The organism is Curtanaerobium respiraculi (assembly GCF_024609215.1).
Lineage (GTDB): Bacteria > Actinomycetota > Coriobacteriia > Coriobacteriales > Eggerthellaceae > Curtanaerobium > Curtanaerobium respiraculi.
On sequence record NZ_JANIPD030000001.1, the window covers coordinates 225,437 to 250,665 of the forward strand.

Here is a 25,229-nt window from a genome sequence, read left to right on the forward strand (position 1 = left end):
CTTTGGCAGAGGAAAACGCAGCGCATAATCACAGCAATCCGACCCAGCGCCCTTCAACGGGGGCGAGCACCAACCCGAACGACCCGCCACGCGGACAATCGCAACAGAAAGCCCAAGCCCAACCCGATCTCGATGCGCGCCGCCGAGCATGGGAGCGGATGACGCCCGAGCAGAGGGCGGCGGCGCAGCAGCAGGCTTGGGCCCGTATGACGCCCGAGCAGAGGGCGGCGGCGCAGCAGCGGGCCGCCCAGCAGCGCGCTGCCCGTCAGCGGCAATACCAGCAGCATGCGCAGCAGGTCGATCAGACGGCGCAGCAGTATTCCCGCTCCAATTACGCGGGCATGCGTCCAGCCGACCCCCATCAATACACGGTCGCGGCACGCAATGCCGCGAAACGGCAGCCGCGCAGCAAGGCACCCCGCATCGTCGGCGGAATCGTGGCGCTGGCGGTCATCGTCGCCGCCGTCGTCTTCATCTTCTTCCCGCCCTTCTACGAGGTATCCATCAACGGGATCACGCACCGCGTAAACGCGGGTGCCACGTTCCAGGACGCCATCAATGCCGGCTACGCTTCGCCGAAAGCCGGCAATCTGATGGCGATCGACGGAAGCGTCGCGAAGGAGGGCGGCGGCGAGCCCTTCCAGGCAACCTACGAGGACACCACGACCAGCGATTTGAAGGCGCTCCTGCCCCGCGGCGCCCAAATCACGATCTCAAACGGCGGGGATACGACCGAAACGTACACCGAGACGACCGAGACGGTTCCCTTCGAAACGCGTGACCTCCCCACCTCGAACGCCGCCTATTACGAGGGATCCATCCACATCTATTCCGACGGCGAGAACGGCGAGCAGACCACGAAGATCGGCGACGTCTCGGGCGCGAGGATCAGCGAGGTCACCAAGCAGCCGGTCCCCGCGGGATATCGCGGCTATACCGTCGACACCGGCGGCGAGAAGGTCATCGCGCTCACCTTCGACGACGGCCCGTGGCATACCACCACGAAGGAGATCATCGACCTGCTGGCGGAATATAACGCCCATGCAACATTCTTCGTCATCGGCAACCAGGTGGAGGAGAACCCCGATCTCGTGCGGGAAGCGCACGACAACGGCAACCAGATCGCCACGCACACCTACGACCATGCCGCGGGCAGCGGCAAAGGCGTGAACCTCACGTACATGTCGAGCGATGAGCAGGTGCAGGAGATCACCAAGGGCCTCGAAGCGGTCGACAATGCACTCGGCACGCAGGTGAGCCGCGTGCTGCGCACCCCCGGCGGCAACTACTACGGTCCGCTGATCACGACGCTCCACCCCTATATCGACGCCGAAATCGGTTGGGATGTGGATACGAGGGACTGGAGCAAGCCCGGAGCCGAGAAGATCGCCGAAGCCCTGAAATCCGTCAAGCCGGGGCAGGTGGTGCTGATGCACGACGGCGGCGGCGATCGATCGCAAACCGTCGAGGGCCTGCGCACCGCCCTGCCCTATCTCGCCCAGCAAGGCTACAAGTTCATTACCATCGACGAGCTGATGAAGTACCCGGAGGGCGCAAGCGCATAGCGGGAAGCTGGTTCCCGCATCCATGGAACGCAGGAGGCGCGGAGCATCGACGCTCCGCGCCTCTTTCGGGTTCGGTTGGAGCGGCCCTGCCCAGCTTGGCGAATCGAAACCGCCTGCGCATTCGATTCGCCGCTTGCCGGATGCGTTCCGCTTCCCGAGAGCATGATCGCGGACCCGCGAGGCATCGGGCCTTCTCGCAAACGGAAATGCGCGATCACCCCTGATCGAGGAAGGCGCCCGTCTGGCGGTTCCACAGATGGGCGTATTCGCCGCCCTCCGCGATGAGCCGCGCATGGGGGCCGTCTTCGACGATCTTGCCATGGTCGAGCACGACGATGCGGTCGAGGCTGGCAACCGTGCTCAACCGATGGGCTACCACGATGCTGGTGCGCCCCGCCATCAGCTTCGCCAGGGCGTCTTGCACGGCCGCCTCGCTTTCGCTGTCGAGCGCGCTCGTGGCCTCGTCCAGCACGAGGATCGGGCAGTCAGCCAGCATGGCGCGCGCGATGGCGATGCGTTGCTGCTGCCCTCCGGACAGCTTCACGCCACGCTCCCCGGTGATCGTCTCGAACCCCTGGGGAAGCTGCTCGATGAACTCTAACGCGTTGGCTTGGCGCGCCGCCTCGCGAATCTCATCCATCGTGGCATCCGGCTTGCCGTAGGCGATGTTCTCGGCAACGCTGCGATGGAAGAGCAGGCTCTCTTGGGGAACGTAGGCGATCTGCCGCCGTAGGCTCTGCTGCGTCGTGCAGGCGACGTCCTGCCCGTCCACCAGGATGCGTCCCTCTTGGATGTCGGACAGGCGCAGCAGCAGCTTCGTGAGCGTGGTCTTCCCCGCTCCACTCATCCCCACCAAACCGATGCGCTCGCCGGGGGCGATATGCAGCTCGAACTTGTCGAACACCTGCGTGCGGACGTTCCCGTCGGTGTAGAAGAAGTCGATGCCCTCGAAATCGATGCGGCCCTCGGCGACCACGAGGGGCTTGGCGTCGGGGGCGTTCGCCACCAGGCGCGGCTCATCGAGCACGGAGGTCATGCCGCTCGCATCGCCGAACGCCCGGTTCAAGCGCTGCAATCCCGTGTTGATGAAGTTGAACTGGTTCGTGATCGTGTAGGTGTAGGTGAACATCATCACCAACGTGCCGGCCGAGATGCCGAACCATGCATTGCCGCCCGCGATGAACACCGACACCACGCTCATGATGATCACGGTGATGCACGCCGTGATGATCGCGCGCATCATAGATGCCCGCATGCGCTTGCTATCGCGCGCCACGACCTCGCGGTTCGCCGAATCGAACAGACCGCGCTCGTAATCCTCGCGCCCGTATGTCTTGACCGCCAAGATGTTCGCCACGCTATCGGACAGCTCGCCCGAAAGTTGATTCTGCGCGCCCGCCGCCTCCTCGTTCAGGTTCAGGATGCGCTTGTACATGTAGTACGACACGCCCGCGTAGACGACGAGCAGCACCATCAAGATGGCCACGTACTCCGGCACGCGCGGCAAGAGGATCAAGCAGGTGAAGAACACCGCGCACACGACCGGGATGAACGGGAACACCAGCGTCTCGAGCAGCTGGTTGTAGCCGTTCATGAACTTGGTGGTCTGGCTGACAAGCGTGCCGCCGAAGCGGTTGCTGTGGAAGCTCATGGACTGGTTGCTCAACGCGTCGAAACTCATGGTGGCAAGGTCGTACGATGCGGCGATCTCCAGCTTCCACAATGTGTAATCCTGGAGCTTGCTGCACGCCTGGCCGAAGAGGTTCACCAGAATCAGGGCGACGATATAGGGCCCGTATACGGAGAACACCTGGTCGCCCGCCACGGGCCCCTCGCCCACACGGTCCACGATGGCGCTCATCAGATACGGATTGCCGTAGGAGAGCAGCGCCGCGAACCCGATGGTCGCGACCATCAGCCCGGTGAAAAGCCCCAGATGCTTGCGGGATACCAGCCAGTAGTAATGCAGCGTGCGCTGCGTGGTCGACGGCACGTCCTTCGTCTTCTCCATACCGCACCTCTTGCTCGTTCGTTTGACCGATTCACGGTAGCGAATCGAGCCGAGCGGTTCAAGCCACGATTGCGTAACGGAAGTTCCTCCGAACTCGCACGCCCTCCTTGTGACGGCCGTCACCGGTTGGCCGTCAGGTTGCCCGTCGCACGGGGGAAGGCATGCGGTCCGGCAAACCCCCAAGCTGTTCGGAATATTAGAGCAGATGGCCGCGAAGCTCTTCGGCGGACAGGGGCGAATAATATGCGGGGGCGATGTCGAAGATCGTCTTGCACCCGGTCGCGCCCTCCGCCGCCATGCGCGCCACGGCGCGGGCGACCGCCACCAGGACACTGCCGGTGAATTCGGGATTGCTGTCCAGTTTCAGGCTGAATTCGATGGTGTGGCGCTGATCGCCGTTCCCCGTGCTGCCGCTGCGGATGACGCTCCCCCCGTGGGGGATGCCCGAATGGTCGCGCTGGAGTTCCTCCATCGTGATGAAATTCACCGTGGTATCGTACGGCTCGAAGTAGTTCGGCATGGTGACGATGGCGTCTTCGATGGCTGCCAGGTCGGCGCCTTCCTCCGCCACCACATAGCACTCGCGCGTGTGCTTCTGACGGTCGGTCAACTGCGGCTCCTCGCCCGCGCGCACCGCTTCCAGCGCTTCGGGAACGGGCACCGTGTACTGGCGCGCATCCACCACGCCGGGAATCCGGCGAATCGCGTCGCTATGGCCCTGGGAAACGCCACGGCCCCAGAAGGTATAGTCGGCACCTTGCGGCAACATGCTGTTGCCGATGATGCGGGCCAGGCTGAATAGGCCCGGATCCCAACCGGCCGAGATGACGCCCACATGGCCGGATTCCCTCAGGGCGGCATCCACGGCGGCGAAGTGCTGTGGGATGTGCGCATGGGTGTCGAACGAATCGACCACATTGAAGAGCTTGGCGCATGCAGGGGTCTGCTCGGGCAGGTCGGTCGCGCTTCCGCCGCCCAGAACCAGGACGTCGATATCCTGGGCGTGCTTCTCGAGATCGGATGCGGCGAAGACGGGAACACCCGCCGTCGCGATGGCGAGCTCTTCGGGGTTGCGGCGCGTGAAGACCGCTGCAAGCTCCATATCGCCGGCAAGCGCGACTGCCGCCTCCACGCCGCGGCTCAGATTGCCATAGCCCAATATTCCGATTCTCGTTTTCGCCATGAGGCACCTCTTTCGGTCGTGTTCGATTGCGCGTAGTTTACGCCGCGCCCCTCCCATCCATGTTGCAAGGATGTAAAAACTGGCACTTCACCTCGCACTGCGCACAAACCCATCGCGGCGTCGATCGAATCGGCCGTGTGACGGCCAACCGTGACGTTGTGTCAAAAAAGCAGGCTATCGGCGCAGCGTCACGCCTTCGGGGAGCTCGATGCCATCGAGCACGTCTTCCTCGCCATCATCCCGATCGGCGGCCTCGGCAGGCTCTTTCGCCGCGGGCTGGGCGAATCGAACGGCAAACGCATCGTACTCCGCTCCGCGGCGCGTGCTGAACAGCACGCGCTCGAACACGCCCGGATGCTCGTCAATCCAATCGCGGAACAGACCGGTAACCTCCGTCGGATCGTATCCGTCCACGCCGCACCCGAAGCCGTTCACCACAAGCGAGTCGGCGCCGTTCGCCGCCGCGACGCGCAGGAGCGTCTCCACGCGATCCTTCATATCGCTCGCGCATTCCTTCTCACTGCGATTCGCCTCCAGGGCGCGCGTGCGGTTGGGGGCGGCAATGACCACGACGCCCGCCTCGCGTATCTCCCCGTTGCGGACGAATTTCACGCCCGGAATGTACAGGGCATGGCCGCTCAGCAACCCCCCGCGGCGTTCTTGGCGATTCGTCTCGTAGTACGTTTTCGAGAATGCGCGCAATATGGGGTACAGGTTGCTCTCGGCGCACAGCTGCTGCTCCGGGCCGAACGAGCCGTCCTCGTACGCGCCGCCGGGACGCGTGAACGCAGCGGGATCGACCACCGCAACCTGCCCCTTCGCCTGCCGTGCGACCTGCGGCAGAAGGTACGTGAACACATCGGTCTGCGTGGTTTCGAACCGAGGCTCCGGAACCTCGAGCGCACGTCCTTCCCCATCCTGGTACTCGCGCGTCTCCTGGATGCTTTTTTCCGTCTCAGCCCCGAAGGCAACCTTCATCAAGGAAATGTGCTTCGCCGCTTCCGCTTTCCTCGCCTCGCGTTTGTCCATGCCGACCTCCCCGAATCGAGCCGTTTTGCGCTCCATCATACCGCAAGGCAGGGCCGGACGGAGCGCGTCAATCCTTCGGGAAGACAACCCTCAACGCTCCGGGGACGACCTCCACCATATGATGGGTGCCGTGGATGGGCTCCCCATCGACCTGCGAAGGGGGCTCGGTGGCAAAGGAGACCTCCATGCGGCGCAGCTGGGCGAACCGCAGATGACTCGAGCTTGTGTGCATCCCGAAGCGGGCGGCCGCGAACGTGGCGAGCGTCAACGGAATCGAGGGCGCGCCGATCGAGCAGCAGAAGTCGAGCAGCCCGTCATCGGGTTGCGCCGCGGGCGTGATCTTAAAACCGCCACCGTAGGTCGGGCCGTTCTGGACGGCGAAGACGATCGACGAGCCCGTGCTTTTTTGGCAGACGCCGTCGGGACCCTCAAGGGTAAGGCGATAATCCCACCCCTCCTTCGCCCTCGCCATGATCTTCACACCCGACGTGGCGAACAACGCCGAGCCCTTCTGCACGGCATCCCGTGCGCGGCGGTCGCTCGTGTCCAAGGCGATCGCCGCGTCGAGCCCGAACGAGAGGGTTTCCGCGAAGTACGTCTCCCCATCGACCAATCCCAGGTCGATGGGCCTCTCCACCCCTCCGGAGATTTGGCGCAACGCCCGTGCGGCATCGTTGCGCACCATTCCCAGCGTGCGGGCGAAATCGTTTCCGCTCCCCACGGGAACCACCGCCATACGGGGACGTTCGCCTTCGGGAATGCGCATGAGGCCGTTGACCACCTCGTGGATGATGCCATCTCCGCCAACTGCGATGACCGTGTCGAACGGGGCGGCATCGGACGCGAATCCCAACGCATCCCCCGTTGCCCGCGTCAGCAGCATATGGCACGAGGCCGGGTCGTCGGCATAGTATTCCAGGCTGCCTTCCACGACGGCGGCGGCTTCCGCCCCCGCGCCGCTGTGCGAAGCCGGATTCGCGATCACGAGCGTTTTTCCCATGGCGTTCCTTTCTCGTCCAACTGAAAGTATATCCGACGGAGGCTGGGCCGAAGCGTATACTGGACGCCATGGTTTTTTCCGAACATATGCCGCCACGGCATCTTGCCCTGCACATCCTTGCGAGCGGGAGCAGGGGCAATGCCGCGATTATCGAAGACGTGCATGCGGGTTCCGGTGTGCTCATCGACTGCGGGATAAGCAAGAAGAGGTTTCTTTCCGCTTGCGACGAGATGGGATTCGACCCCTTGAAGCTGCAGGGCATCCTCATCACGCACGAACACCGCGACCATACGGCGGGCTTGGGCGTGATGCTGCGCGGGCTGGCGAAGCAGGGCATGATGCTGCCGCTGTACGTGAGCGGCCCCGTGGCGACGGCAAGCGAGTTCGTCCAGGAAGTGCAGCGTCAAGAGCTGGTCGAGATCCGAGACATGCGCGCCGAGGACCGGCTGACTATCGGGGGCATGGGCGTTTCCGTATTCCGCACCTCGCATGATGCAGCCGAATCGTTCGGCTTCCGCTTCGAGGCGGCGGGGGATGCGGTGGGGTTCGCCACCGACACCGGCGTAGTGACGCCGCAGGCGCACGAGCTGCTCTCCGACGTGCGCATCCTCGGCTTGGAAAGCAACCACGATCCGGCGATGCTCAAAGCGGGCCCCTACCCCGCCCACACCAAAGCGCGCATCGCATCGGATGCGGGGCACCTTTCGAACGAGCAATCCGCCGCTGCGCTGGAATCGCTGCTGTGCGATCGCCTGGAAGAGGTGGTGGCACTGCATATCAGCCAGAACAACAACGATTACCGCCTGCCGGTACGCACGCTGCAGAATGCGATCGACCGCAACGCACACGCTGCCCGTGTGCAGGCAGGCTTCCAAAACCGCCCCGTCTCGATTCGCTGACAGCCGACGCGAGCACCATGCCACACATTCCCACGATGTGTTCCCCCGCTATCTTCCGTTAGCCGAACGGAGCGGGCGGAGAGGCCATCCCCATCTACAATGGGATCGTCGAAGCGAACGTGAAGTACTTCTCCCCTTCTTCGATATGCGCCGCGTCGGAACACGAGGCTTGCAAGGCCATGCCGGAACAGCTTCCGACGGGGACGTATGCGCTACATACTTTGCGTGAAGATGGAGGTATTTCCCATGAAGATGTCAGCTTGGGTCACGAACGAGGCAAACCAATTCCACTGGGAGGATGACTTCAACCTCGACGTGCTGTGACCCAGCCGCACTATCAAAGGCATAATCGAAGGCGATGCCGTGTCGAAGTTCTTCATCCCCAAGCTGGTGGATTATTACAAGCGAGGCTTGTTCCCCTTCGACAGGATGGTGAAGAAATACCCGATTTCCGAAATCGAGAGGGCGTTCGCGGACTCCGCGAACGGCACGGCCATCAAACCGGTCCTTATGATCAAGGAGTGAATCCGCACGCCGAGGATTCCATGAGAAAAGAGCGCGGCCGCTGCGCGAGAAGCGGCAGGAAGAGTATATGAGGAAGTTACGATGCAGAAGTACAAGATGTACATCAACGGCGAATGGGTCGAGGCGTCCGACGGGGCGTATTACGACGATTACAACCCCTATACCCGCAAGGTATGGGCGCAGGTCGCCGACGGCGGCCAGCCTGAAATCGATGCCGCCATCGATGCCGCCCAAACGGCATTCCCCGCCTGGCGCGACACGCCGCCCAGCGTGAAGCGTAAGCTGCTGTACAAGGTTGCGGACATCATCGAGCGCCGCACACCTGACCTCATTAAGTGCAACGCCGAGGAATGCGGCACCTGCGGCGCCATGGGAGGCTTTTCCGCCTTCTCCACCCCGGAGTATTTCCGCGAAGCGGCAAGCCAGGTGTTCATGGTGCACGGCGAGGTCATCCCCACCGACACGCCGGACACCCTCTCCATGAAATGGGTGCAGCCGCTGGGCGTCATCGGGTCCATCACCCCGTGGAACGTGCCCACGTTGCTGGGCGCGCGCGGCATCGCCTGCCCCATCGCCTATGGCAACACCGTCGTGCTCAAGTCGAGCGAGTGCTCCGCCTACAGCGGCTCCATATTCTTGGCGGAATGCTTCGACGAAGCGGGGTTCCCACCCGGCGTGATGAACGTCGTCACCGTGGGACCGGGCAAGTCGCGCCTGGTGGGGGACACGTTCACCAGCGATCCGCGCGTCAAGGCCATGCATTTCACCGGTAGCACCGCCGTGGGGAAGCACCTGAACGAGCAGTGCGCCGGCCATTTCAAGAAGATCGCGCTGGAGCTGGGCGGCGATGACCCCATTATCGTCACTGCCGACGCCGACTTGGAGTATGCGGCAAGCTGCGCCACATTCGGCCGCTTCATGCACCAAGGTCAGGTATGCATGGGCACGAAGCGCGTGGTGGTGGAGGAGGCGGTGGCGGACGAGCTGGAACGAAAACTCGTCGAGCACGCCGAGGCACTGCCGTGCGGCGACCCGCTGGACGAGAAGAACTTCATCGGCCCACTGCAGAACGAAACGCAGATCGAAGAATGCGTGAAGGACGTTGAAAACGCCCGTGCGCAAGGCGCGAAGGTGCTGTGCGGTGGACAGAAGCTCGAAGGATGGATGTATCAGCCCACGGTCATGGAAGTGACCGAGGAAATGCCCATCGCGCAGAAGGAGATCTTCGGCCCCGTCCTGAAGGTGCTGCGTGCGAAAGACGCCGAGGATGCCATCCGTATCGCCAACAACACGGCATACGGCCTATCATCCGGCATCGTCGCAGGCAACGGCTACGATGCCATACAGATGGCACAGCGAATCGAAAGCGGCATCTGCCACATAAACGACTGCTCGCTGGACGACCATCCGCACGCCCCCTTCGGCGCCGCCAAGCAAAGCGGCATGGGAAACAACGGCATGGAAACCATTCACGAATACACCCAAACCCGGTGGGTGACCATCAGCCTGAAGAACAAGCAGTACCCGGTATAGGCCCGGTATACTGGCAGGGGAAGGGGATGCGCCCCTTCCCCTTCGGCTTCCCTTGCTTTGGAGGTGACGCCACCGTGCAGGAACTCGAATCGGATTCTCTCTACGAACCGATCGCACGCATACGGCAGGGCCGCCGTCTGGACATCGCGACAGCGTTTCTGCGTCTCATGCACGAGAAGGAGATGGGGCGCATCACGGTGAAGGAAATCGCCGAAGAAGCCCATATCAACCGAAAGACCTTCTACCGCAACTTCGAGAACATCCAATCGCTCGCCTCGTACATCTACGAGGGCATGGGGCGGGTCTACGCAACCAACTACGTCGATTCGCTGGTGATGACCGGCGGCATCGACCGCTTCTTCGAATTCAAACGGACCAGCATCGAGCGCTACCTGGACTACTACCGTGCGCTCGCACTATCGCGCGCCAAGAATGTTCTGTACGAGCGCGTGTTCACCTGTTGGATCGCCGATGCGCTGGACCAGCTCGGCGATATGGGCGTGGAGCTGGACACGAAAGCCCGCCTCTGCCTGCAGATGAGCGTGTACAACATCATGGCGATGTTCAGCGAATGGGAGACCAACGACAGGCTGCAGGATCAGATGTCCGTCGAAGAGCTTATCGGCCTGCTGAAGTGGGCCTCGAAGGATCAGATCGCCACGGTGCTCGACAGCATCTCCTCCGCGAAGGGCGAAACGGTGAAGTTGTAAGCGTGCGCAACGGCCAACGGGCTCACCTTCTATTATGCTCGGCACTGCACTGCCGAAGATTCCTCGGTAGGCGCTCCGGCTTTCCCGATGGTACGGCTGTGCAAATACCATCTCCCGTTTATAAAAACAGCTTCGCATCGCCAAGCAAGAACGATTCGAGCGGAATCTCGGACGAGCCAACCACGATCCGACGGGCATTCGGATGGCTTAGAAGGAACTTCTTCATGCCGCGCTGATTCTTCACACGACCGCTCTTCACCTCAATGGCGACGAGCTCTTCGCCGCGCCTCAGCACGAAGTCGACCTCATCGGAACCGTCACGCCACCAGTGCACGCTAAAACCTTCCCGCTGTCCTCGGTGCAGCAGATAAGCTCCAACCGTCGATTCCACCAAATGCCCCCAGCGAGAGGAATCCCGTCTGATAGCCTGGAACGGAATCCCCAATGCAGAACTGGACAGCGATGCATCGTGGACCATGAGCCGCGGCGAACTGCGGCGGCTGCGCAACTCCTTCGCGTCGTATTTCGAAAGTCCGGTAAGAATTCCGGCAGCGGAGAGCAGCTCAAGATACTCTGCGAGCGTCGTGGTGTTGCCGGCGTTCTGAAGCTGGCCGAGCATCTTCGTGTACGATAGCTTCTGGGCCGAATACCGCGCTCCCAACGCGAAAAGCGATCGCATCAACGCGGGCTTGCGGATAGGAGCCATCTGCAAGACATCCTGTGCGATTGTCGGCTCGACGATCGAATCGAGCATATAGCGGCGCCATCGCCCCTCGTCTATCCGCATCTGCACTGCTCGAGGATACCCGCCGAAGAAGACGAATTCGTCGAGTGTGCAACCGAATGCTTCGCGGCACTCAGCGTAATCCCATTGCGCGAACCGTATCAACTCGAAACGCCCCATGAGAGAGTCGCTCAATCCATCGCCTATGAGCAGCGAGCTCGACCCACTGAGAAAGACTTTCAACGTGGAACTCGCACGGGAGTCCTCGTCCCACAAACTTTTTACGATGTTGGGCCAGGCGGCTATTTTCTGGATTTCGTCAACGATCAGCACCGCTTCGCCGGTGGATCTCGCCAGGTTGCGCGCCTGCTGCCACTCCACGCGCAACCATTCCGCATCCCCTAAATCGGCGCTGACCGAATGCACGGGGATAGCGATACTCGAGCACGCTTGCGTGAGAGCGGTGCTTTTCCCCGTCTGCCGCGGTCCTACCACCACTTGCATAAGACTGCGAGGTTCCTCCATGCGCGATTTGATCGTATCCACTAATGCGCGTTCGTACATTCCAACCCCGACAATCTCTATTGAGTGATTTTACTCAATACAACCCAAACTCTCAGTGATTTCAGCAATCTCGAAGGATAGCTGGTAATGGTCGGCGGCTCCCCTGCGGTTTCACGAAGCCGCATCGAAGCACGAACCCGCCCTCGTGGGCATACCGTATTCCCCTTGGCTCAGAAGCATACAAGGAAGAATATGCAAGACGTTCCAGTAGAACGCATGAAAACACGCACCGCTCCGCCCGCGCTTGGAAGGGGCGATGGCAAGCACCCCTCCGGCCTGATATCTCGGTCGAGCCTATTTCCTGCTGAATACCGGGAACATGGCGTACTCGCCGTAATCCACCGATTCGAGACTCTTGAGCGCCATCATATCCTCGTCGGAAATCTCGAAGTCGATCGCGGCATTCTCGCGCATGTGCGCGGGATTGGCGGTCTTGGGGAGGGGAAGCGTGCCCAGCTGCAAATCATAGCGAATGCAGAGCTGCGCCACGCTCACGCCGTATTTTTCCGCCATCTCGGCAATAGTCGGCTGGCTCAGGATGGCACCATGGGCAACGGGCGAATACCCTTCCACCAAGATATCGTGCCGCTGGCAGTATTCGATAAGGGCCGCAGGCGTATTGCCCACATGAACGAGCAGCTGGTTCACCATCGGCTGGATCGTGCACGATGAGGCGATGTTCTCCAAATCCTTCTCTTTGAAATTGGAAACGCCGATCGAATGCAGCTTCCCCGCCTTATAAGCGTCTTCAAGGGCGCGCCAGGCCTCGCGATTCCCATCCGCATACTCGCCACCGCGGAAATCCGCCCACGGCTGGGGACTGTGGATGAGCATCAGATCGAAGTAGTCCAACCCCGCTTTCGCGAGGGATCCGTCGATAGCCGCGGTGGCGGTTTCGTAATCCTTCGCCTCCGCAGCGAGCTTCGTCGTCACGAACAGCTGGTCGCGCGGGATGCCCGATGTGCGCACGCCCTCGCCCACGCCCCGTTCGTTCATATACGCCTGCGCCGTGTCGAAATGGCGATAGCCGATTTCGGCGGCAGCGCGCACCGCTTCGGGAGCCTTGTCATCATCGATGAACCACGTCCCAAGGCCGAGCTGGGGGATTTTTACGCCATTTCGAAGAGTGAATGTATCGTTCAGCACCATGGTGGGATCCTTTCATCGGATGCATCCGCATCGCGTAATCTCTCGTTCCGGACCGGGAGCATCGGAGGCTGCGTCCGGGGCGATACCGCCCCATCACGTGAACAGCGCGCCTTTTCGGAACGATTCGAAGTATTCGCCTCCGATCGGCCGAATGGTTCGGCGATCCCGATCCGTTACGAAAAAGCGGGATTCCCACCATCGGAGCACCATGTCCGCGAATTGAAAATCATGAGGCAGAACGTCTATCGAAAGCGCCGGCAATCCAACGGCGAATCCGCGTGCGGGCTCACACAAGAGAGACAATCGCCCATGAGATAGCAAAGAGCACAGCGGCGGCAGCGATTGCGCCAAGGATGAGGGCAGCGCACCCGGACGCACGAGGCGGCTCGTTCACGTCGTTTTCGTCTTCGAGCTCCCTCACATGCTGGAGAAGCGCATAATCCCCCGGCTCACGATCACCAGGTCCGCGCTGAAATGAATCAAGTCCCATTGCGTGCTTACTCCATTCCCCAATCCCGAGCCCGCCTAGCGGATGTCAACTACATTCGATCCGAACGGGGCGAGGGCGAGCCGTGCCATCTTGAACAGTTGCAATCCGAACGGAACGCCCACTATGGTGATGCACAGCACGGCACCGCAGATGGCAAAGTAAATCGCGGTCCACAGCCCGATGAGCAGGAACCACACGACATTGGCTAGCATCGACGGAGCCCCGCCGCCGCACGTTATCTCCTTGCCGAACGGCGTCAGCGATAATGCCGCCATGCGGAAACTGATGCGGCCGAGAGGAATTCCGACAATGGTGAGGTAGAAAATCGCGCCGGCAATTGCATAGGAGAGTGCGGCTTCCCAACCGCCGAGCACAATCCAGATGATGTTGCCGATCGTCCTCATTGAAAAAGCCTCCCCTTATGGTTTCGCCTTAGAGTATGGCACATGAAACGGAGCGGCTGCGAAACTGAACTTCAAGAGCCGAGGAACACCCCAGCAAAATCTACCTGGCGGTTACTGCCACATCTCGCTGGATGACATGCCCTAGTCCACTCAGCTGTTCGCAGTTGCGAGTTCAAGCAAACTAATCCGCATGAGAATTCAACAGCGAAAACGCATCGGAGACGCTAATCGCGGCAACGGGAGCGTGAGAGAGAAGCTTCTCATCGTTCGTCACCAAATAGTCTGCCTTGGCGCGCTGAACTGCAGCGATTACAAGATCGTCCCCGAAATCGCCATGCATGCTTCGGAGCTTCGAGGCAATCCACGCACCGGACAGGTCTGCCCCGATAGGGTTCGCATGCTGAATCATATAGTCAACGCAGGACCATGCGATTCGGTCTATGGCAAGGGCATCCGCCTCCGTCAGTTCGCCCTCATCCCTGGCTTGACGCTTCAGAATCGACCTTACGAGACAGTACGTATCCTTAAGCGAGGAAAACGAGCACAGAACCATCGATCCTTGAGCAGCAGCAACATCAAATGCCGCGAGAGAGGACGCGTGTCCGCTCCGACTACTGAGAAAGATGTCAAGCCACACATTCGTGTCGAAAACAAGCTTGAGTGGCCTGGAATTCATGCCAGACCTCTTTCTCGGAAACGATCGTGGAGCGCGTCCGCCAGCAACTCTCTTGAAGACACTTCCCCATATTCGCCCCAAGGAGCATGTTGCCCTTCGAATGCTCGGATATCGTCTACGAGTGTATGCAAGCTGCTCACCTTATCGCGATCAACTGATAACCCGGCTTCGATGTGCGCATCCGCAGGGTCCCCATCGAGGAAACGCAGCGCATCCGGGTCGTTTTTATGGATGGAAAGATATTCCCAGAGCCAACGCACCGCCTGAGATGGAGTGCGATTCGCAAGGGAAAGCGCCTGATCCCCACTATCTTTTAGTTGAGCTTCCAGGCGCGTATTCATTTGCGTCATTGCCGTCGACATCGTCCCCTTCTCTTGAAATGTATATCATTGTATAGCATTTAACCCCAGCGATCAGACGGCGCGATCGCCATTATGAGAAAGGTGGATCCACGCGCGCTGTGAGCAAATGAAAATGTTCCATAGGGGGCTGCATGGATAAAAACGATTACATGGAGAAAACGTCCGCGTGGCGTCACCGACCCCTGCAAAAATCAAACGTTGACTCGCCCCCGAGGGCATGGTTTAGCGTAATCGAAGAGGGAAGGGCTCATCGAAAAGAGGGAATATGCAGCATGGGTCACCGCTTTCACGCCGAACGCTGGTTGCCGGCGCTATAGCCGTCGGAGCCTCGGCGTTCATCGTTCCGGCAGTCACGGCACCGAGCGGAACCGCATTTGCAGAAGACGGCAAGAAGGTGCAGTACGGATTCATGGTTCGCGTGGACAACTGCCAGAATTGCGGCAAGTGCGTCATCTCCTGCCGCGTGCACAACCGCACCCCCGAGGGAGTAGGGTCTCGCCGGAAGATAACCGCGTACAAGAAGAAAACGGGTAAAGAGATTTACATCACGACTTCTTGCATGCACTGCGCCGAACCTTCATGCGTAACCGTATGCCCGTCAGGCGCGATCTCGAAAGGCCAGGGCGGCATCGTGAGGGTGGACCATGACCGCTGCATCGGTTGCAAGTATTGCTACCAAGCCTGCCCGTTCGAAGCGCCCCATTACATCGAGGGATCCGGCATGGACAAATGCGACTGCTGTCTGGAGGCGGGCATCGAGCTCGGGCAAACGCCCTTCTGCGTTCAGTCGTGCCGCTTCGGAGCGTTGGAATACGGGCAGATCGATGAACTTCTCGCAAAAACAAACGGGCTCGGACATCAGGTAGAGGGCCCAACGGGCCCATCGATGGTCCTTCGATAGGGAGAGGGTTCCCATGACGGAATTTCAACTCGTTTGGAGCTGGCAAATCGCTCTGTACCTATTCTTAGGCGGCATGGGCGCCGGAGCGTTCATCATGTCCGCGGTACTCCGCTTTTACGATCGAGGGTGCACGGAAAAGACCGTCCTGGTCTCATCATGGATTGCGATAGCATGCCTTGCATCCGGCTTATTGCTGCTGCTCTTCGACTTGACAAACCCCCTGCGCGGACTTTTGCTATGGCAGAGCTTCAGCCATTTCGAATCATGGATGACTATCGGCGCCTGGATCCTTTTCTGCGGGATAATCGATATGTTCCTGTTCGCCGTTGCATCGACCCCATGGGCGCAGGAACATTTTCCATCGATTGCATCAAACAGGTTCAAGGATGCACTTGCCATCATCGGATCGGTCCTCGGATTCTCAATCTGCGCCTACACCGGCATCCTGCTCATGTGCGCACCGGGAGTACCCCTTTGGAACACGCTTCTCCTACCCTGCTTGTTCACCGTTTCGGCGCTTGACACGGGGGCCGCCCTCGTGGAGCTTGTCTCCTGCGCTTTCGACCGGCAAGAACGTACGGAAGCTGCGGCAAAACCGCGCTCCTCCCTTCTAATAGAGCGCATCACCATCATACTCGCAGTACTCGAGCTGGCTGTGTTGGCAGTGTACCTGGGAACCATGCTCGCAGGGCTGGGAGCAGCTTCCGCAATCGAAGCAACCGCTGCGAAATCAGCGGCGTTGCTCGTAAACGGGATGCTGGCACCGCAATTCTGGATACTGGTGGTTGCGCTTGGCCTTGCCCTGCCCCTCTTTGTCGCCGGCAGGGGAATCGCGCGTGGCGCCATCGATGCGAAAGCGGCAACGATGTGCGGAGCGATCGGCGTCCTCGTCGGGGGATGCAGTCTTCGATTCCTTATCCTGCTTGCGGGGATGCATGCCGACACCGTCTTGGATACGTTCATGACGTTCTTCTGCTAAGCGGGGACGGATGTCCGAACACACTGGATTTCCGACCCCCGATACGATCTAAGCCCCATCCGCGCCGGGCTTTTCTTTCTCCCTGCGTTTTTCTTTTGGTACCATGCGTCCCAGGAGGGAGCAATGAAGCGAATCAGTATCGGCCGTATGGCGGAATTGAATTGCGTCACGAAGAAGACGCTGCATATCTACCATGAAAAAGGCCTGCTCACACCTGCGATTGTGGATGAGAACAGCGGGTATCGCTACTACACGCTCGACCAGTGCAGCACAATCGACATGATTCAGCAGCTTCAAGTGCTCGGACTGACCCTTGACGAGATCAAAAGATTCCAAGATGAAGGGAATCCGGAAGATTTGATGCGCATCGCAAACAGGCGCATCGCGGAAGTAGACAAAGAAATGCTCCAGCTTTCCATCTCCCGTGAAAATGCCATCAACGTGCTGAAGGGATACGAGACCATCATGGTTCCGCCTATCCGCGATGTCGTTATCATGGAGCGCGTGCATACGCGCCCGATTTATTCCTGCCCCATCTTGCATGAGGGAGCGAAAAAGCTCAATCCGAATGCAGCAGCCTTTCTCGATGAATGGGAGCTCAATTTGCGCATGACAAAGCAACGGTTCATCGAAAACGATATCCCCCTCGCACTATTCCGAGAAGTTGGATGCATCATTCCAAAACGGAATCTCATCAACCGCGATTTCGAATTCTCGAAATCCTATGTTTCCATACGGAATCAATCGATTGCCGACGCATACGCGAACGATATCGCTCCCGCCGGCCATTACCTGACGCTTTGCGTGGACTACATCGGCCCCGGCGGCGAGAATATGGAATACGAGGGACTCAATAAAGTACTGGACTACGCAAAGGATCACGGATTCGAAATCGTCGGCGACTATTTCGGGGAGATTATCGCCAATACCCCGGCATTTCACTATTCGGGGAGAAACATGCTTTTCAAAATCCACGTGCCGATCGCCTTGCGCGGAATCACACCCTATGACACGCTCCGAAGATGAAACGTCGCGCAGGGCGCCCCGAACGAATCGGGACGCCCTGTTTGTTCGCCGGGAAAACGATTAATCGGCTGCCACATGGAACGGAACGCAGGCGGCCTCGGGAGTGAAGACGCCCCGCGAGTCCAGCGCTCTCACCAGCAGCATGTAATCACCAGGCTCGTCAGGGGTGAATGTGAACTCCCAGTTCACGTTGCACAGGTCGTTCGCCTGGGGAGTCTCGTACGTCGTCCACGTCGCCCCCTTGTCGCAGGAGAACTGCACTGCGGCTATCGCGTCGGAAAAGCACTGTGCGTAGCCGCGAATCGTAAGCGGCCGCTTTGCTTTTCCTTGGACCTCGCCGATCATGGCTATGCCGCGCTTCCAAATGTCACCGCCACATTTGGCTGGTTCGCACCTTGCGCACCTGGTGCAGCGGGAGGGTTCTCTTCCGCAGTCAGGCGAATCTCGACGATATTCTGTGAAAAGAGCCGCGCAGCCGTCGAGCCCAGCCAGAGCTGGTTCGAACATCCGATCGCGCTCGTGGCATCCTCATCGTTTACCGTCGTCACGATGATGCTGTAACGCTGCCGAACATACGACAGGGGAAGGGGAACGCTCATGCCGTCGGCGGAAACGAACGTGATGGTGTTCACGCCCTCCGAGGGAACGGCGTCCTCAATCAACGCAGAAAGACGGAATCCCTCAACTTGCGCATTGGCGCTCGCCCGTCCATCGGCAGGATTTCCGGCGCAGGTACACGACATAACCTGTTTCACAGGAGCCTTTTTCCGGTACGCATCGACATCTGCCACGAGCGGGTTCCCGACATCGCCTGTCACGCGAATGGCATCGATTGCCCCGGATGAGGCGTCGAGTCCGATATCGAGTTCCCGAGACCCGCAAAGGTTCTTCGAGGCGTCGTAGAGAAGTCGGCGAAGCATCTCGTTGCTTGCGCTCGCATCCTGGTTCCAGGAAAACGACCCTTGGACATCCGCTATCTCGCGCTGTGCTGCCGCAGAGCACGATTCCTCGTTGAGGTTCGCATCGGCTCGATCCGCATCAGCGCCGCTGGCATCTGAGGTAGCTGCAAGCGCTTGGACTGCGGGCGCGCCTGCAGCTATAAGCGCCCCACTGGCAATTAGGCTGATGAACTTGGCGTTCTTCATCGTCATAGTCGCACGCCCCTCTTCTATTTTTCCGTCTTCGCATTGAACATGAACTCTATTGGATCGGCGGTTACCGTGCCGTCCGTCGTGACCGACCGGATTTTAAGCACGTAGGCGGTATCGGCATCTTCGGCAGGCGTATAGGTGAAGTTCCAAACGACCCAATTCTTATGGCTCGTTCCAGGGGTCTCATAGCGGGTCCATGTCGCGCCGCCATCCATCGAGAACTCTAGAGCGGCGATCGTCTTGTCATAAGCGGTAGCATACCCGTTGAACGTATACGGCTCCCCAGCCTTTACGATAGTCCCCTCGTCGAAATCGAACAGACCTACGTTCGGTTTGTTTTGATATCCTGCAGAATCATTCTCGGGCCATGCCGTGGAGGTGTAGTACCCTCCTTCATCGCTGGAATCCTTCGGCCAGCCATTCCATTCGTGGATATCGACAGCATCTTCAGCCATGACGACCGTCAGGTCGGAAACCTCCTTCACCTGGGCAGGAGCGCCCGATCCGGGCACGATCATCTGAACGGGATAGCCTTGGTTCCAAGGGAGGGACTCTCCGTTCACCTTAGTCGCCAGGATAGCCCCGTCATAATTATCCCTCCGAACCGATTCCAGGAAACCGTCGGAGCTCGTGATGGAGAGGACAGCCCAGTTAGGGTCTGCCCCCGCTTCTTCCAACAGCTTATCGACGGGAACGCCCGTGTACACCGCATTGGCGAGCAGAGGGCCTCCTGTGGGGTTCAACGTGCAATGGAACGTGCTGGCCACATCGACCGTGCCGTATTTGGCAATCAGCTCTGGAAGGGTGTAGGTGATTTCTTTTCCGACGGCACCCGAAACCGTGATGGTCCAGTTGTTGAACATTTCTTCATCGAGAGGAGCGTTGTTCGCCGTATTCTCGCGACGCATATAGTCATTGTCGTAATACACCCAGTCGAAGTCGAAGATGCTCTCGGTGGGAGTGATCTTATCTTGGCTGTAGGAAAAGTCGCCTTCCACATTGGCAACAGGAGTGATGTTCCTCAGCTGATTGTGCTTTTCAAGATCCCAAAGCTTCATCCCATCACCATCGCCTTGGGCAACATGGCAGCTCCAGCAATTGCCGGTATTCGCAGTGGGTTCGTCCTGCCCCTTCGCCTCAAAATTGGTCGCTCTCAAGCTGCCGACATTGTGGATGCCATGGATGAGCGTCCCGAACGAATGCTGATTCGTTTGATACCCGTAGCCGAATTCATGGCAATCCAGGCACATGGGGAGGGTGATTTGGATCCCGTAGTCGTTACGCAGGTCCACATGGTTCCAATCCATCGCCGCTAAGGTTTCGGCGAGGTCTTCGTGGCAAGCATTGCATCCGCGATTGTCGGCATCGAGATAGTATGTGTTGAACGGAAGATCGGCAATGGTCTTCTCATCCTGATAGAAATAGACGTACGAAGAGTCGAGCGCCGTTTGGTCGACATTTTCGGTCGGAGTCCGCTGAATCTGCATTCCGTCGTCCTTCGTGATGACTTCAGGCTGATACTTGCCTGCTGCGATTTCGGCAGCCTCCTGCTCTTCCGCCGACGGGGGCTGCTCTTGCGTGCAGCCTGCGGCGAGAAGCGATCCAACGACGCAGAGCGCTGAGAGCGCAATCGCCAAGCCCTTTTTATTCCTCATGTGTCCCTCTTTTCCTTGTCCGAGGACTTCCCCGTATACAAAGGTAAGGCGTGCCCCAAGGTGCGACTCAAGGGGTATTTGCGAGTTTTGCCCGAGAATTCGACCGTCACGATGCAGTGGGACGACGGGAGAAAGGCTTGACCACCGACCCATCCGCGCCAGGAAACGGTGATCGACGCCGCCGTCGAGCGATTAAGCGGTACAATCGCCGCGTTCGGAAAGGAAGGATCACATGGATAAAAACGACTATCTGCGCATGCTTGTCGACGAGATCCATTCGGTGGTCATCGCCACGGTCGACGAAGCGGGGCATCCTCAAGCACGTGTGATGGACCTCATGCTCTGGGACGGCGACGGCGTGTATTTCACCACCGAGCGTGGCAAGCGCGTGCACGAGCAGCTGATGGAGCAGCGCTACGTCGCCGTCGCGGAGCTTAAGGGCCAGGCGGGCATCATGCTCAACGGCGAGGTCGAGCCGCTGGGGCGCGAGCGCGTCGACGAGGTGCTGGAGAAATATCCCTACATGCGCGAGCTCTTTCCCGGGAAGGCGGCCGACACCCTCGAGACGTTCCGCATCTGCCGCGCCCACGGCAGCTACTACGACATCACCGATCCAGCCAACCTCGTCACGGACACCTTCGAAATCGGGTAGCGGACGCGATGGGGACGAGCTTCCCCCAGCAGCGCCTTGTCAAATCCGCATCTTTACGCTCAGGCAGAACCTATCTAAACCTTAGAAGCCCAGGCCTTGCCAAGGGACTGCACGATCGCGGACCTCATGATGAAACCCTCACCTTCGCAGGAAGCAAACGGCATAGAGCGGAACATTCGTCATCCAGGATTCTTTCCGAACTCTTGCAGCAGCCATGTTTTACCAACCTGGCGAGCACCTCTCAGTACGAGCGGCTTTCGTTGCGGCGCATTTTTCCACAATATCAATTCGTCAATCAGATAGCGTCGCATGGTGGATTCCTTAGATATCAAACACATTTTTCGGCCGAATTTTGAGTAAGGATTGGGATAAAAGATTTGCTTGGTTGATTGCCATTTCTACGGCAATGCAGGCGATACGGTTTACACGGCGATACGGTCGAGCGACACGGTCAACGTCTTGCTGGCAGACGTGTACGTAAAACTCAGATGGGTCTTGGTATCCACGTTGCGTGCCGTATAGGAGTGCGTACCCAAGACGTTGGTATCGGATTCCACGCCCGTGAACCCAACGTCTTTCAGTTCTTGCAGGTAGGCCTCGGCTTCCTCGCCTTCGACTCCAGTGTATGTCAGTGCGGTAATACCACCTGAATCGATGACCGAAACCTGCTTCGTGCTACCGGTGAACGATGGGGCGGGCACGTTGGCGGTGTTCGCGTTCTCCGGCCACGATCCTGTCACCGCCGTCGAAGATGGTGTCTCGGCACTCTTCCCCGCCGAAGACGAGGCGCCGCCCGTTGCAGAATCCACGCCCGCTGCAGGTTTCCCACCCGCCGCGCATCCGGCAACCAACCAGCTCATCGACACCGCGAGCACGAGGGGAATCACCTTTTTCATCTTGTGCATGTTATTCACGCTCCTCATATATTCTTCCTGCCGTTTCTCGCGCAGCGGCCGTGCTCTTTCTTTCCCTCAACCGTAAAGCCGCATTCGCGACCAAAGAACCTGTAAGCAATGCCATGAGGGGGAGCCCTGCCGTCAACACGTCGAATGGACCGTCACCCGTGGCCGGCAATGCCTTTCGGCCGACGGACTCGCATGCCAACTGCCTCGGCGCGCAGAGGGCCGTCTCTTTTGAGGGCAGTGCCTTCTGTCCGGGAACCTCTATCCATCCGAATGGATCGACCGTGCCAGACCACTGCAGGATCAACCGTCCCGTCAGCGCATCGAAATAGTGCCACTGAACCGTCTTTCCAGCATATCTGGCACCTACGTGCACGAACAGGGTCATGTCGGCCGGCCATGAGCCTGCCTGGTAATAGAAATGGATGCTGTGTATCAACCTGTCGCCCGCAAGGCCCGACATCATGCTCCATTCGGGGTCGGTGTCGTAGCGTACGTTGAAGTCATATACGTCGATACCGCCCACCTGATGAATGGTGGTTTTCCCGAACATGCTGCCCGTCTCGAATAGGAACACCACGCCGTTGCCCTTGAACATCCCGCTCATGATGACATTGCTCCCCTCGGGGTCGATCGCATACGAGCGTACATAGGCGGTGAGGTACGATTCGAGCCATGCGCCGCTTACGAGGTCGACGTCGTTCGAAAGGATCATAACGGGGCGGTTCAGCCCGACGAGGGTCTGCATCATCTCGCGCGTGACCTTCAGCTGGCTGTTCGGCGGGTCGAAGCCGACGAGGAAGCAGGCCAATTCCTTACCGAGGGAATCCCATGTGAGGTACTCATCGACCAGGTAGAGCCTTCCTTTGGAAAGGTAGAGGTAGGTGTAGGGGGATGCGGTGCCCAGCGAACCGGCGTCAACGCGCCTCCCCGGAGCTTTTGCGCCGGCCGCAGCGCCCATATCCTCGCCTATCGCAACCGTGCCTTCGGACCCGCCTGCGGGTTCGGCATACATGGCGAGGCGGTGCCGGGCGCTCCGGAATGCATACGCCGTCACCGTTCCACCCGTTACGATGATCGAGCCCCGTTTTGCTTCCGACCGGCCCCTGCCCGGTACGCCCGCATGAATGCCGATCGCCACGGACTTTTCATCGGCTGCATTGGCAAGCGCCACCACGGTGCCGCCTTCGATGAGAATGGAGTCATTCGCGTTGATGGCGATGAACTCGTTACCGCTCGACTTCCCATATAGGGCCGTGTTGCACAATGCGAGGGCGGTTACCGTTCCGCCGCTTATGCGGATGGTATCTGACGTGATCGCATAGCCTTTCACGTTATCGGCCGCCAGATAGCGCAGCTGCGCCAGCACCGAAAGGTATTTCGAGTAGTCGCCGGACTTTGCCAGCTCTTCAGCTTGTCTCACCAGATCCCGCAGCTGTTGCGCATCGTAATCCGATAGATCCAGCGCGCCCAATGCGAACGCGTTCAGCGCACCGCCGCGCACGATGAGGGCCTTTGCCGCCATCCCGACGTATGCGCCGACGATATCGAGCGTGCCCCTCCGTATGAGCACGGTGCCAGCTGGCAGGAGGAGGCCGGTGGAAAGAGGAGCGCTTGCGGAAACATACCCGCCGTCGATCACGATACCCGTTTCCGGGCCGTAGATCGCGGCATCGTTCCCGTTGAAGCCGACAGCCGTCACTTCGACCGTTGAATCCTTCACGTTCAACATGGAGGGGGCATGCTTCGAAGCACGCATCCTCAACCCGTATGTAGCGGAAGGGGCATTGCTGCTGCTCTGCTTATCGAGGATGCTCTGGATAGAGACATGGGCGTTGGTGAGGTAAACCGACCCTTTCGTGGAGACTCCCGTGCCGCCCAGCGTGAACACGGAGAGCTTGCTGTCGGCCACGCGCAGATCGGAGCCGACGGTGGCTCCGTCGCCAGCTATGTTCGTGATGGCGTGCTTGCCTTCGATCGCAAGGCTTATCTTCCTGCTTCCCACGTGGAGGACGACGTCTCGCTTCGGCTGGTTGCCACCGCCGGAGATGGTGAGCCTGCCGCCCACGTTGAGCGCCGTGCCGTTCTTCAGGCTCGTAACCCCAAGCACTCCGCTGTTCACGTTCACGTCGCCTTCTACATCCACAAGCGGAGCGGAGCAGTCTGCATTGATGCCCGCGACCTGCAGGTTCACGTTATCAAGCGCGAGGCTCCCGTCTGCTTCCGTACCGGTGCCTGCCTTCTCAACCGCTATACCGCCCATGATGGCGACTATGCGGTTCTCCTTGCCGTCAATGGTAAGTGCGCCGATGACGTGCAGCAGGGGATCATCATCGTCGTCGTTTTGGGATGCGATGAACACGGTGTCATCGTTTGCGAATACCGTGAAGTCGTCACCCAGGAAGCGCGCCACGATGGCGCCGCGTATGGTGGAATTCAATGTGAGCCGGTTGATGGACTTTGTGTAGAAGGCCCCTTCGGTGGAGGCATCTTGCTTCGTTCCATCGAACAGCACCGCATTGCCAACTTGCAGAAACGACCGATTGTCGGCGGATGGCGCGGTATGTGCTGCCGATGCGAAGGATGCAGCTGGCTCGATGGGCGGCGCGCCGGCGATATCGCCCGTCTCTTCAGCGATGGCGCTGCTCGCGCCGTCGATCCCGCCGTCACCTGATTCGCCTGCAACGGGAGCACCGCCAGATATACCGCCGGCCGTAGCGCCTTCCGCTTTGCCGGTTGCCGCATCGATGGTCGGGTCGTCTACATAGCCGTCTGCGCCGGGGGCGACTTCGTCAGCGCTCTCGGCGCAGGCGGCATCCCCGATGCCTGCATCCACTCCGACCTGCACCGTGCCGCCTCCCGTCGCGACGGGCGTGCCCTGGGCGGATTCAGGTGGCGACGAAGTGCGCGGCTCCCCGATGCCGGCATCCACTCCGACCTGCGCCGTGTCGCCTCCCGTCGCGGCGGGCGTGCCCTGGGCGGATTCGGCCGGTTCCTCATCGGCCCACGCGTACGATGGCAATACGGCAACGATCAGGGCCGCGATCATTCCCAGCATCAGCATCGCGCCCATGGCGCGTGCGCAGCGGATGCATCCATCTGTTTTGCCCATTGCCATGGTCCGCTCCCTTTTGCCCCG

Annotated in this window: 24 protein-coding genes; 9 read left to right on the top strand and 15 right to left on the bottom strand. The window is 59.8% G+C overall.

Annotation, left to right across the window (positions count from 1 at the left end; translation table 11 throughout):
- The first annotated feature begins 2 nt into the window (after positions 1-2).
- Complete coding sequence (locus NOV21_RS01045) at positions 3-1,565, top strand: polysaccharide deacetylase family protein (protein ID WP_283169791.1); 1,563 nt, start codon at positions 3-5, stop codon at positions 1,563-1,565.
- 214 nt (positions 1,566-1,779) lie between these two features.
- Here the strand turns inward: NOV21_RS01045 and NOV21_RS01050 are convergent, their stop codons facing one another.
- The 4 genes from NOV21_RS01050 to NOV21_RS01065 form a co-directional block, all read right to left on the bottom strand.
- On the bottom strand, positions 1,780-3,576 hold the full coding sequence (locus NOV21_RS01050) for an ABC transporter ATP-binding protein (protein WP_283169792.1): 1,797 nt from the start codon (positions 3,574-3,576) through the stop codon (positions 1,780-1,782).
- A 196-nt stretch (positions 3,577-3,772) separates the two neighbouring features.
- A complete protein-coding gene (locus tag NOV21_RS01055; protein WP_283169793.1) occupies positions 3,773-4,759 on the bottom strand; it encodes a diaminopimelate dehydrogenase in 987 nt (328 codons plus the stop codon).
- A 174-nt stretch (positions 4,760-4,933) separates the two neighbouring features.
- Complete coding sequence (locus tag NOV21_RS01060; RefSeq protein ID WP_283169794.1) at positions 4,934-5,788, bottom strand: TIGR02452 family protein; 855 nt, start codon at positions 5,786-5,788, stop codon at positions 4,934-4,936.
- A gap of 67 nt (positions 5,789-5,855) precedes the next feature.
- Complete coding sequence (locus tag NOV21_RS01065) at positions 5,856-6,788, bottom strand: diacylglycerol/lipid kinase family protein (RefSeq protein ID WP_283169795.1); 933 nt, start codon at positions 6,786-6,788, stop codon at positions 5,856-5,858.
- Positions 6,789-6,856: 68 nt separating this feature from the next.
- Between NOV21_RS01065 and NOV21_RS01070 the strand changes: the two genes are divergently transcribed.
- From NOV21_RS01070 to NOV21_RS01085, 4 genes are all read left to right on the top strand, one after another.
- Positions 6,857-7,687 carry an MBL fold metallo-hydrolase gene (locus NOV21_RS01070; protein WP_283169796.1) on the top strand — a complete coding sequence of 277 codons (831 nt, stop codon included), beginning with the start codon at positions 6,857-6,859 and terminating at the stop codon, positions 7,685-7,687.
- A 363-nt stretch (positions 7,688-8,050) separates the two neighbouring features.
- Entirely contained in the window at positions 8,051-8,212 is a 162-nt protein-coding gene (locus NOV21_RS01075; protein WP_283169797.1) for a hypothetical protein, read from the top strand.
- Positions 8,213-8,293: 81 nt separating this feature from the next.
- Positions 8,294-9,745, top strand: a complete 1,452-nt coding sequence (locus NOV21_RS01080; protein WP_283169798.1) for an aldehyde dehydrogenase family protein — start codon at positions 8,294-8,296, stop codon at positions 9,743-9,745.
- Positions 9,746-9,819: 74 nt separating this feature from the next.
- Positions 9,820-10,455: a TetR/AcrR family transcriptional regulator gene (locus tag NOV21_RS01085; protein WP_283169799.1), complete on the top strand. Its 636-nt coding sequence runs from the start codon at positions 9,820-9,822 to the stop codon at positions 10,453-10,455.
- Positions 10,456-10,573: 118 nt separating this feature from the next.
- Here NOV21_RS01085 and NOV21_RS01090 read toward each other — a convergent pair whose 3' ends face one another.
- The 5 genes from NOV21_RS01090 to NOV21_RS01110 form a co-directional block, all read right to left on the bottom strand.
- A complete protein-coding gene (locus tag NOV21_RS01090) occupies positions 10,574-11,683 on the bottom strand; it encodes an ATP-binding protein (protein WP_283169800.1) in 1,110 nt (369 codons plus the stop codon).
- A gap of 354 nt (positions 11,684-12,037) precedes the next feature.
- Positions 12,038-12,892 carry an aldo/keto reductase gene (locus tag NOV21_RS01095; protein WP_283169801.1) on the bottom strand — a complete coding sequence of 285 codons (855 nt, stop codon included), beginning with the start codon at positions 12,890-12,892 and terminating at the stop codon, positions 12,038-12,040.
- 525 nt (positions 12,893-13,417) lie between these two features.
- On the bottom strand, positions 13,418-13,786 hold the full coding sequence (locus NOV21_RS01100) for a YccF domain-containing protein (protein ID WP_283169802.1): 369 nt from the start codon (positions 13,784-13,786) through the stop codon (positions 13,418-13,420).
- Positions 13,787-13,967: 181 nt separating this feature from the next.
- Complete coding sequence (locus tag NOV21_RS01105) at positions 13,968-14,462, bottom strand: type II toxin-antitoxin system VapC family toxin (RefSeq protein ID WP_283169803.1); 495 nt, start codon at positions 14,460-14,462, stop codon at positions 13,968-13,970.
- Entirely contained in the window at positions 14,459-14,824 is a 366-nt protein-coding gene (locus tag NOV21_RS01110) for a hypothetical protein (RefSeq protein ID WP_283169804.1), read from the bottom strand. Before NOV21_RS01110 ends, NOV21_RS01105 begins: the two co-directional genes overlap by 4 nt.
- 265 nt (positions 14,825-15,089) lie before the next feature.
- On the opposite strand from NOV21_RS01110, the gene NOV21_RS01115 reads away from it, so the two are divergent.
- From NOV21_RS01115 to NOV21_RS01125, 3 genes are all read left to right on the top strand, one after another.
- The gene (locus tag NOV21_RS01115) at positions 15,090-15,725 is read left to right on the top strand and encodes a 4Fe-4S dicluster domain-containing protein (protein ID WP_283169805.1); all 636 of its coding nucleotides are present in this window, start codon (positions 15,090-15,092) and stop codon (positions 15,723-15,725) included.
- 13 nt (positions 15,726-15,738) lie between these two features.
- Positions 15,739-16,704, top strand: a complete 966-nt coding sequence (gene nrfD / locus NOV21_RS01120; RefSeq protein ID WP_283169806.1) for an NrfD/PsrC family molybdoenzyme membrane anchor subunit — start codon at positions 15,739-15,741, stop codon at positions 16,702-16,704.
- Between the two features lie 147 nt (positions 16,705-16,851).
- On the top strand, positions 16,852-17,730 hold the full coding sequence (locus tag NOV21_RS01125; RefSeq protein ID WP_283169807.1) for a MerR family transcriptional regulator: 879 nt from the start codon (positions 16,852-16,854) through the stop codon (positions 17,728-17,730).
- 60 nt (positions 17,731-17,790) lie between these two features.
- Here the strand turns inward: NOV21_RS01125 and NOV21_RS01130 are convergent, their stop codons facing one another.
- From NOV21_RS01130 to NOV21_RS01140, 3 genes are read right to left on the bottom strand one after another with little or no spacing between them, the layout of a single operon-like run.
- A complete protein-coding gene (locus tag NOV21_RS01130) occupies positions 17,791-18,075 on the bottom strand; it encodes a molybdopterin-binding protein (RefSeq protein WP_283169808.1) in 285 nt (94 codons plus the stop codon).
- Between the two features lie 2 nt (positions 18,076-18,077).
- On the bottom strand, positions 18,078-18,881 hold the full coding sequence (locus NOV21_RS01135) for a molybdopterin-dependent oxidoreductase (protein ID WP_283169809.1): 804 nt from the start codon (positions 18,879-18,881) through the stop codon (positions 18,078-18,080).
- Positions 18,882-18,898: 17 nt separating this feature from the next.
- Positions 18,899-20,536, bottom strand: coding sequence for a molybdopterin-dependent oxidoreductase (locus NOV21_RS01140; protein ID WP_283169810.1), 1,638 nt, complete (start codon positions 20,534-20,536; stop codon positions 18,899-18,901).
- Positions 20,537-20,768: 232 nt separating this feature from the next.
- On the opposite strand from NOV21_RS01140, the gene NOV21_RS01145 reads away from it, so the two are divergent.
- Entirely contained in the window at positions 20,769-21,188 is a 420-nt protein-coding gene (locus NOV21_RS01145) for a pyridoxamine 5'-phosphate oxidase family protein (protein WP_283169811.1), read from the top strand.
- A 179-nt stretch (positions 21,189-21,367) separates the two neighbouring features.
- On the opposite strand, the gene NOV21_RS01150 is transcribed toward NOV21_RS01145, so the two are convergent.
- The 3 genes from NOV21_RS01150 to NOV21_RS01160 all read right to left on the bottom strand — a co-directional run bounded on the left by NOV21_RS01150 (position 21,368) and on the right by NOV21_RS01160 (position 25,208).
- On the bottom strand, positions 21,368-21,499 hold the full coding sequence (locus tag NOV21_RS01150; protein ID WP_283169812.1) for an AAA family ATPase: 132 nt from the start codon (positions 21,497-21,499) through the stop codon (positions 21,368-21,370).
- A 111-nt stretch (positions 21,500-21,610) separates the two neighbouring features.
- The gene (locus NOV21_RS01155) at positions 21,611-22,093 is read right to left on the bottom strand and encodes a hypothetical protein (protein WP_283169813.1); all 483 of its coding nucleotides are present in this window, start codon (positions 22,091-22,093) and stop codon (positions 21,611-21,613) included.
- Position 22,094: 1 nt separating this feature from the next.
- Positions 22,095-25,208 (bottom strand): ICP22 family protein, encoded by a 3,114-nt coding sequence (locus NOV21_RS01160; RefSeq protein ID WP_283169814.1) that lies wholly within the window; start codon positions 25,206-25,208, stop codon positions 22,095-22,097.
- Between the last annotated feature and the right edge of the window lie 21 nt (positions 25,209-25,229).